Source organism: Corynebacterium sp. HMSC073D01 (assembly GCF_001815555.1).
GTDB lineage: Bacteria > Actinomycetota > Actinomycetes > Mycobacteriales > Mycobacteriaceae > Corynebacterium > Corynebacterium glucuronolyticum.
The window spans coordinates 22,545-30,440 of sequence record NZ_KV821028.1; the positions used below are offsets into that span (position 1 = coordinate 22,545).

At 55.5% G+C, this 7,896-nt stretch carries 8 protein-coding genes and 1 pseudogene; 3 read left to right on the forward strand and 6 right to left on the reverse strand.

Annotated elements, in window-relative coordinates; genetic code table 11:
* Window positions 1-52 precede the first annotated feature (52 nt).
* From HMPREF3044_RS03590 to HMPREF3044_RS03600, 3 genes are all read right to left on the reverse strand, one after another.
* Complete coding sequence (locus HMPREF3044_RS03590) at window positions 53-1,189, reverse strand: HNH endonuclease signature motif containing protein (RefSeq protein ID WP_070739382.1); 1,137 nt, start codon at window positions 1,187-1,189, stop codon at window positions 53-55.
* Window positions 1,190-1,346: 157 nt separating this feature from the next.
* A complete protein-coding gene (locus HMPREF3044_RS03595; RefSeq protein ID WP_070739441.1) occupies window positions 1,347-1,862 on the reverse strand; it encodes an META domain-containing protein in 516 nt (171 codons plus the stop codon).
* Between the two features lie 98 nt (window positions 1,863-1,960).
* Window positions 1,961-3,343, reverse strand: a complete 1,383-nt coding sequence (locus HMPREF3044_RS03600; protein WP_070739385.1) for an AI-2E family transporter — start codon at window positions 3,341-3,343, stop codon at window positions 1,961-1,963.
* A gap of 390 nt (window positions 3,344-3,733) precedes the next feature.
* Here HMPREF3044_RS03600 and HMPREF3044_RS03605 point away from each other — a divergent pair, with 390 nt between their 5' ends.
* The 3 genes and pseudogenes from HMPREF3044_RS03605 to HMPREF3044_RS03615 all read left to right on the forward strand — a co-directional run bounded on the left by HMPREF3044_RS03605 (window position 3,734) and on the right by HMPREF3044_RS03615 (window position 5,564).
* The gene (locus tag HMPREF3044_RS03605) at window positions 3,734-4,231 is read left to right on the forward strand and encodes a hypothetical protein (protein WP_070739388.1); all 498 of its coding nucleotides are present in this window, start codon (window positions 3,734-3,736) and stop codon (window positions 4,229-4,231) included.
* A 686-nt stretch (window positions 4,232-4,917) separates the two neighbouring features.
* Window positions 4,918-5,133: pseudogene (locus tag HMPREF3044_RS03610) on the forward strand (molecular chaperone DnaJ); the annotation flags it as partial.
* A gap of 32 nt (window positions 5,134-5,165) precedes the next feature.
* Complete coding sequence (locus HMPREF3044_RS03615) at window positions 5,166-5,564, forward strand: heat shock protein transcriptional repressor HspR (protein WP_070739394.1); 399 nt, start codon at window positions 5,166-5,168, stop codon at window positions 5,562-5,564.
* Between the two features lie 597 nt (window positions 5,565-6,161).
* On the opposite strand, the gene HMPREF3044_RS03620 is transcribed toward HMPREF3044_RS03615, so the two are convergent.
* The 3 genes from HMPREF3044_RS03620 to HMPREF3044_RS03630 all read right to left on the reverse strand — a co-directional run bounded on the left by HMPREF3044_RS03620 (window position 6,162) and on the right by HMPREF3044_RS03630 (window position 7,317).
* Entirely contained in the window at window positions 6,162-6,458 is a 297-nt protein-coding gene (locus HMPREF3044_RS03620; protein WP_141759633.1) for a hypothetical protein, read from the reverse strand.
* Between the two features lie 95 nt (window positions 6,459-6,553).
* Complete coding sequence (locus tag HMPREF3044_RS03625) at window positions 6,554-6,871, reverse strand: hypothetical protein (RefSeq protein WP_070739401.1); 318 nt, start codon at window positions 6,869-6,871, stop codon at window positions 6,554-6,556.
* Window positions 6,871-7,317, reverse strand: a complete 447-nt coding sequence (locus HMPREF3044_RS03630) for a hypothetical protein (RefSeq protein ID WP_070739404.1) — start codon at window positions 7,315-7,317, stop codon at window positions 6,871-6,873. Before HMPREF3044_RS03630 ends, HMPREF3044_RS03625 begins: the two co-directional genes overlap by 1 nt.
* Between the last annotated feature and the right edge of the window lie 579 nt (window positions 7,318-7,896).

Below are 7,896 nucleotides of genomic sequence, written 5' to 3' on the forward strand. Positions count from 1 at the left end.
CTAGCCCGAGTTTTTGCTCGGGCTTTTCGTTTGGACAGGTCGGCCTGCCATCCTATCCTGGTGAGGGGTCGATGGGGATGCCGAGTTGTTTCCGGACAAGGCGCACAGCCCCACCCTGGGCACAGGGGTTCATGTTCAACTGGAGTGGCCCGCCGAAGGCGGGTTTCCAATACTCCAACCCGTCGACTCTCACCATCCGGCCGTACATGGGCTTGTCCGGATCGTCATCATTCCTGCCGTTGAAGAACTTACACAGCAGCATCAAATTCTCGGATACGGTTTTCCCACCGTTTTTAAACGCCTCAATATGATGCACCTCGCACTCCATAGCAGGAGTCGAACACCCCGGATGCGGACACACAGGATTCCTCAGAGCCTGGTTAAACCATTCCAGGAAATCCGCATGCCGTGAATCCGGCGTCATCTCAACCGTGTACACACCAAAATTCTTCGGAGCAAACGGATGAACAAGCGCTGCAAGCAGAGTCTTGGCCAGTTCCGCTTCCACGATTTCCTCACCAGATATGGTTGCACCATTGGTAAGGGAAAACCTGAAGCGACCACGCTCGGTTTCCGTCGCCCCAGTAAACCACGTATACAGGGGAACCAAAAGACACGGAATGGCAGCAGGGGGAAGTTTCCCATTCGAGGCGGTTAACGCTATCTCGATCAGCCCCTTCGCGGGGCAGTCTTTGTTGGTTGCTTTCGCCCGGTCGTAGATCTGCTTGACGCGTGAGGATTCCGCTGTCAGCGTCAGTGTGGCGAACGTGGAGTTCTTCACTGCACGATAGGTGAGGCTCCTGTCGGGGTTGTCCGCATGGTGGGTGTTCAACTCTTGGAGGAGGCGTGCGCCTGCGGCGTGGATGGCGGGAATATCCCGACCGAGCGGGATGAGTTCTTCCCGCATGCGCCAGGCGAATTTTTTCTTCTCCAGTTTTGCTACCTGTGTTTCGATGGCTTTCAGGGAGTAGAACGTGTGGCCGACGGCCCGAGCTGCCTCGCGTGCGCGTTCCTGGCGGCGCGGGGCGCTGGCGTGCCCATAGTAGGTATCCGCGATCTTCTTAATGTCGCTGGCCTGCGTCGGATCAAACCCCAATCCGATAAGAGCTTTTTTGGACATGCCAAACGCTTGCTCGGCGATCACCATCGCCTGAGCAAACGTGCTAGCAAAATCCGTCAATTGCGTCATGCCACACACAATAAAACAGGGCAAAAACGCGTGCTTCAGGCCTGTGGATAACTATCGAAATGAGGCCTGTTGGAAATCCAGGAACGCAAAAATGTGGAACTTTCTTGCACGCCTCTAGCTGGCGCGATGGCGGTTATCCACACATATTAGGAATTTATTAGCGGATGAACTCGATTTGCTTGTCGCCACTCTTCAGGACGAGCTGACCATCGGCACCCTTGAGCACCTGCGGGTGGGCGAGCAGGACGCTGCGCAGCGCTGCGCCGAGCTCGTCGTCGCGCGGGGAGCAGGCCATGAGGGTTGCGGCACCGCCGGTGACGGTGAGGTTGCCGTCGGCAAGGGCCACATCAGCCTGGGTGACGGGGTTGCAGTCGCCCTGGTAGGTGAGCTTGTTGTGACCGTAGAAGTCGAGGGTTACCTCGTCCGGGAAGATGGCGGAACGCCAGTGACCGGTGAGGAGCTTCTGGGCTTCCTCGTTGCTCGGGACGGTGGTTTTGACGGTGGATGCCGTCAGGGCTGCGGGGACGGTCGGCGCTGCTGTGGCGACGTTGGTGATGGCATCGGAGCTCATGTTCTCAGCCATGGGGACCCCCATATTGCTGGATAGCGCAGTGGCGAAGGCGACTGCGGCTGCGGAAATGGACTTAGCGATTGGGAATAGTGTTATTGCCATGGCAGCCACGCTAGCAGAAACCGCTGGCAGCAGGTGCTCTAACGGAAAAACGCCCGGCTCAGGGTACTGAGCCAGGCGTGTGGTTACGCGTCGACGGTCTAGTCGTCGTCGCCTTCCCGCTGCTTTTCGACGGCAGAGTCAACGACCGTGCGGGCCTTCGTGCGGCCACCGCCCATGTGCTTGAAGCGGGCGCGGACGTTGGCAAACGCCTCCTCGGTGGTAATCGAGGGGTCGCCGTCGGCCGTCGAGATCTTGATGTCGTCGTACGTGATCTCCCCGGTTCGCAGCGAGACCATTTCCTGGTGGTAACGGATCCACACGGCAACGGCAGCGGCGACCGGAACGGCGAGGAAAGCGCCGATGATGCCGAACAGGCCACCACCGACGGTGACGGACAGCAACACCACAACCGGGTGCAGATCCATCGCCTTGGATTGCAGCATCGGGGAGAGGATATTGCCCTCCAGCTGCTGGACGAGGACGATGAGGATGAGGGCGAAGATAGCGGTCTTGAGACCGCCGTCGACAAGCGCAATCAATACAGCCAGAGCGCCAGCCGAGAACGCACCGACGATCGGAATAAAGCCGGCGAAGAACGTGATAACGGCGAGGGCAAGAGCCATCGGAACCTTGAGGATCCACAGGCCAAGGCCGATGATGACAGCATCGATGGCGGAGACAGCAGCCTGTGCGCGGATGTACCCACCGAGGGTATTCCACGTGCGGGTGAGAACCTCAGACAGGTGCCAGCCAACATTCTGGCCAACGACGCCACGGATCGTCGGCAAGAGCTTGGAGCCATCCTTCAAGAAGAAGAAGCTCAAGATCACAGCAACACCGAAGGTGACCAACGCGGAGGAGGCAGCCGACAGGCCGCTGAACACACCAGAGGCGATGTTCGATGCCTGATCCTGGAGCCACCCGAAGACCTCGTCGATGACCTGGTCAACCTGCTCCGCCTGGGCGTTCAGTGGCGGGCCTTGGATCCAGTCGCCGAGCTGGTACACACCTTCCTTACCCGATTCGAACAGGCGCTTGCCCTGGGTGCTAAACGTCGGCGCGATGGCGGCGACCACGGCGGAAAAGATCGCCACAAACCCGAGGAGGGTGAGGATTACAGATAGCGTAATCGGGATCTTGTGATCCTTCATCCACTTCGTCGGTGGCCACAAAACCGTACACAGCAAAACGGCGATCAGGATGGGGAGGATACCAGCCCAAATGGAGCCGATGACCTTGCCCAAAATCCACATGGCAATGGCCAGACCGATGAACCGCCACGCCCACGCAGCGACGAGCTTTGCGTCGGCACTCAACACGACGGAGCGGTCGGCACCATCGGCACCGGACTCGGGCCAAGGATCCTTGCGCGGGTCTGCGTCGTTGGCATCCTCGAGGGACTCCTCGATGGCCTCGTGAAGCTCCTCGCGGGTGCGGCCGTCGACGTTGTCGTCGGCTGTAACTTTCCTACTTGAACTCATGACTACTTTCAGGGTTTTTGTGATTATTGGTAACGCTGGAAGTCTAACGCAAAAGGCGTTATTGAGACAGTTTGAAAGTTTTGAGTTCTGCTGAGCTGGACGAGGGAGGGCTTGACGAGTATCCGAGAACGAAAATCTGGGCACGAAAACTGTCGTAGCTGGGAATTTGTAGATGGGTGGTTGAGGCGGTTTATGGAAGGCCAGATGTAACGCTCGTTTGAAAACTATTGTCTGGAAAAATTTATAGGCCAATAGTTTACGAAATAGGTAAAAAATCTCTAAATAAATCATGATGAACACGCAGTGGTTCCGGAAGACTGATCTGTAGTGTGGCAAGAGTAGTAACGAAAACTGCGCGTATACCCAAAACTCCAAAATGAAAGGTGAAAAATGGGGATTAAAAATAATTGTCGCAACTCTAGCGGCGGTTACCGCGTGAGCACCGTTGCGCAAGCTGTAGAGGCTGATGTGCTGGCCGACCCGATCGTGGTAATGGAGCAAGAACAGGGAGAATTCACACCAGAAAACTCCGACTTTGTTTCATTTGACGGCGACCGTATTCAGTCGGAGCGGAGCGCAGATGGTGCTACTGCAGCACCTGGAAGCCGCGGGTCCTTCGTCGGAATCAAAGTGAACAGTTCGGGTCAGTACGTCGAAAACGCTTTCGTAAATTATCTCGATGCAGGACAGGACAATTCGACAGCAGACCAATGTGAACTTTTTTGGGATGACGGAGGCGGTCGCAGGTCTGAGACGCATGGCTCTGAATCGGGCTGGGGCTTAGCTTCATCGGGTGAGATTTTGGGCGACATATCGATGTCGGCCCGATCTGCGGCCTGGTGCTGGCGCATGTGGTCTGGCTACGCCTGCGTGCAGATCAAACCATAAGTGATAGGAGTAGATATGAGCATCGGAATTGTTGAAGCCCTGCTGATCTTAGTGATCATTGGTTTGCCGGTTGCGATCTTGTACGGGATTTACAAAATCCTCAAATCGCTATTGAAGTAATTCATGCAGCCATCCATGTAAATGAATGGCTGCCCTATCGGTGTACCTGGAAGCGTGCTTCAGGCTGCCCAACTGCGTCCAGTTTTCCGGTCTTGTCACCATTCGAGTGTGATTCGAGTCTGAGTGGAGTCGTGACCATCCCCGTCGCTACGTGTGGTCCGTTGCGTGGAGGAAGACTTCCGGTCAATTGAATGACGAAATCGTGTGATACATTGTCTGCAACAAGACCCGCCAAGGTTAGTGCTCGAATGACGAATACTCTGAAATAGGCGGGCTTTTTCCTACTGTCGGCGCCATGCCGATGGCTCAAAGCTTTGGAGTCGAACCTCGGTAAATGGAATGAGCTCAAACCCCAGCTGTCACCCTTCGAGCGTTCTCCCGGAAACGTTGCGCTAGCCTGCACCGTGTCCACACTGATCGCTGCTGTCATCGAGGTTTGCTGCGCACAGCATGCAGAGCGATGAGGAGCACGAAGAGACGGGGCCTACACCACCGTCCGCGTCGTAATCGTGAACCCGGCGCCGCGGAGCCACTCGAGGTAGGGGGCGCCGAGACCGGAGGTGGGGGTTAGGATGCCGCCGCCCGCAGGAACCCCCTCGGGTCGCACACTGAGGATCAAGGGGCGTGGCGTCAAGGGTGGCGACCTCATGGTTACCGTCACGGTCACGGTTCCCACCAACCTCGACGCGGCGGCAAAGAGTGCGCTTCGCACCTATGCCCAGGCGGAGAAAGACTCCGGTTTTACTCCGCGCGAGGATTGGCTGAAAGAAAACAACCAGTAGTAGGCAGGCACGAATCACAGAGGAGGTGACGGATGTCTAAGGAAAACAGCGCTAAAGATACCGAAGTCTTCGTCATCTCCGTGGCCGCTGAGCTTGCCGGGATGCACGCGCAGACGCTGCGGTCCTACGACCGCATGGGGCTTGTCACCCCGCGCCGCACCCGCGGCGGTGGCAGGCGCTACACCAAGGATGATGTCGAGCAGCTACGGGAAATCCAACGGCTCAGCCACGACGAGGGTGTCAACCTCGCAGGCATCAAAGCCATCACGCGACTGCAGGAGGAGAAATCCGCGCTGGAGCGGCGCCTGGAAGAGCTGCAGGAGGAAAACGAGGAGCTTCGCCAGAAGCTCGAGCACGCCCCCCGTCGTGGCGGCGAACTCGTCCACGTTCCCGCCTCCACGGCGGTGGTGGTGTGGAAGCGCAGGCGTTAGCGTCGCGCTTTGTAAGCAGCGGCGACGTGGTCGGCGTTGCCTTCTTAATCGAAGTGCTCCCCTATCAGTTGAATTGCAAAGTGCAAGTTCAACGGGTGGGGAGCATTTGTGTGGCTGGTGTGTAAGTGATGTCGGCCCGGGCCCGCCAATCCAATGCTGGGGGAGCCAAACGGGTCTTCGCAAGAGTCGGTTCGCGTGGTGAATCTGTGAGTTACGGTTCGGCGTGTTTGTGCTTGAGAGGCCACCACCGTAGCTATCCGTTCGGATCAATTCATTTTTTCTCGAAGGGATGGGATTTTACGAGGGCGGCTGAGCCCGATCGTATTGTCCGCGTGTCTATCGTGACCGATTTTTCCCGAGCGTCCCCTAATTTTGGTGAGCACCAGATTAAGAGACTTCATTTTCCGGATCTTGTCCGGCTGTGGCAGACATGTGAGTGGGGCAGAACACGCGACGGCTTCTGGTCGCTGGACGAAAACAAACCGGTAACCCTGGTTGCCCAATGGAGCTACTTATGAGGGCACCGGGGAGAAAAAGCTTGTGCATCTACTCCGGTTACTTTCAGTCTTCACTGCTGCGTCGAGCTGCGTTCGCTTGTTACTTCGGCCGTGACATGAATGACGAGAAGTCAACGGAGCTGATGAAGGATCGTGGCCACTCTTCATCATCGGTCAGGAGCATGTCCTCCCACAATCGTGACACTGTTGCCCCGGGTTCAATGGGTTCATCTATCGTTCCTAGTGCGGTGGAGTAGCTGTACATTTCCCATTCGTCCCCGTCAACCGGTTCATTGCTCTGAGCCTGGAGATCATCAAGCAGATTCTTTTTCACAAGTGAATCCACCTCATGGAACTCCGAATCAGCGATTAGATAGACGGTAGTGAACTGTTTCACACGCTCCACCCGCTCGAGATAGCGCTGATAACACCGAGGCAAATCCTCTTCCTTTGCAAGGAAATAGGTTCTGGTCAGAGTAATGTCACTGGACATTATTTTGGATTCCAATTCGTGTCATAGGCGCCTGATGGCCGATATTTCCTTTGGGGGTAGCAATGCCTCTTATGGGCATTATTAAACTTGTTTTCGTACAAATGTGCGTCGTCTTTGGCGGCATTGGGGTTTGAAGGGTGGTTTCCAACTACGAAACCTACGATAGGGTTGCCGGGGGCATTCTCTACTACCTGGCATTTTACGGTGATCATGCCCAACTCATTTTTGACAACATCAGCCGCCTGAGCAGCCTGAGTTTGGGTAAGCGCTATAGAAGGAAAGGCGAGTGCAAGTGCCAGAGCCTGTAATTTCTTCATTAGCAATTCTCCACTCTATCGATGCGAGTAACACCGGGAACCATCAACCGAGCAAAGGTCTCTTCAGCTCCCGGATCGACGCTTTTACATGCAGTATCCTGAGCTCCGACGGGGCCAGTCATAACAATCTTCACTCGAATAGGGGTAGGGTAGTTATTTCGGACTTTGATCACAGTTAGACGGTGTACAGCAGACATACATCCGGGAGCGGTGTTCGCCGCATCGTAGAAGGCCATTGTTGGCTCGTCATTCACGCTGATTTCCGCTGACTGTTTCGACTCGGCAGACGACAGGTCTACGGTTTTGGTTTCACCGGGAGACAGCTCAAAGTCGGTTTCTGTGTTTATGGCAGAAACTGTAACGCTGTCCGGGGCAACTTCCGTTTCCTGTGCAAACGCAGTTCCAGGAGTGGTAAGAGCTAAAACAGTACCGAAGGCCAGTGCCAAGCAAGCATCTCTTGTACGTTATATAATCATATGACCTACCTTCATGACAATTGGAATTGAACAGTGTCTAAGACTCTAGTTGGGAAGATTTCTCGAGTCAACCGAACTATAGTTCGAGACAAGGGGTTGAGAAGAACCTGCGCAATGGAAGGAATCCAAGACCAGCTCGCTTTTCATTCCGTTAAACGACCTCACTTTCCAGCCTGTAGAGGCTGAATAAAGCGAAAGGACGCAAGTATTCGCAACCACAAACCATGCAAAACATTCGGCTGGCTCACTCTCCGTAGAAGTCATGGCCGGCGCATTACAACAAACCGGTGTCATCTACCCTAATTAACCGGTCGTTTTTGCAACGACCCCAAGAATGCGTCGGTTGTACTCTTCGTTGAAGTGCTCCCCATCAGTTGAATTGCAAAGTGCAATTTCAACGGGTGGGGAGCATTTGTGTGGCTGGTGTGTAAGTGATGTCGGCCCGGGCCCGCCAATCTAATGCTGGGGGTCCAAACGGGTCTTCGCAAGAGCCGGTTCGCGTGGTGAATCTGTGAGCTACGGTTCGGCGTGTTTGTGCTTGAGAGGCCA

Bases quoted from the DNA above. Each gene is read 5' to 3' on its own strand.
- HMPREF3044_RS03590 (WP_070739382.1), bottom strand. From the start codon at position 1,189: ATGACGCAATTGACGGATTTTGCTAGCACGTTTGCTCAGGCGATGGTG.
- HMPREF3044_RS03595 (WP_070739441.1), bottom strand. From the start codon at position 1,862: ATGGCAATAACACTATTCCCAATCGCTAAGTCCATTTCCGCAGCCGCA.
- HMPREF3044_RS03600 (WP_070739385.1), bottom strand. From the start codon at position 3,343: ATGAGTTCAAGTAGGAAAGTTACAGCCGACGACAACGTCGACGGCCGC.
- HMPREF3044_RS03605 (WP_070739388.1), top strand. From the start codon at position 3,734: ATGGGGATTAAAAATAATTGTCGCAACTCTAGCGGCGGTTACCGCGTG.
- HMPREF3044_RS03615 (WP_070739394.1), top strand. From the start codon at position 5,166: ATGTCTAAGGAAAACAGCGCTAAAGATACCGAAGTCTTCGTCATCTCC.
- HMPREF3044_RS03625 (WP_070739401.1), bottom strand. From the start codon at position 6,871: ATGAAGAAATTACAGGCTCTGGCACTTGCACTCGCCTTTCCTTCTATA.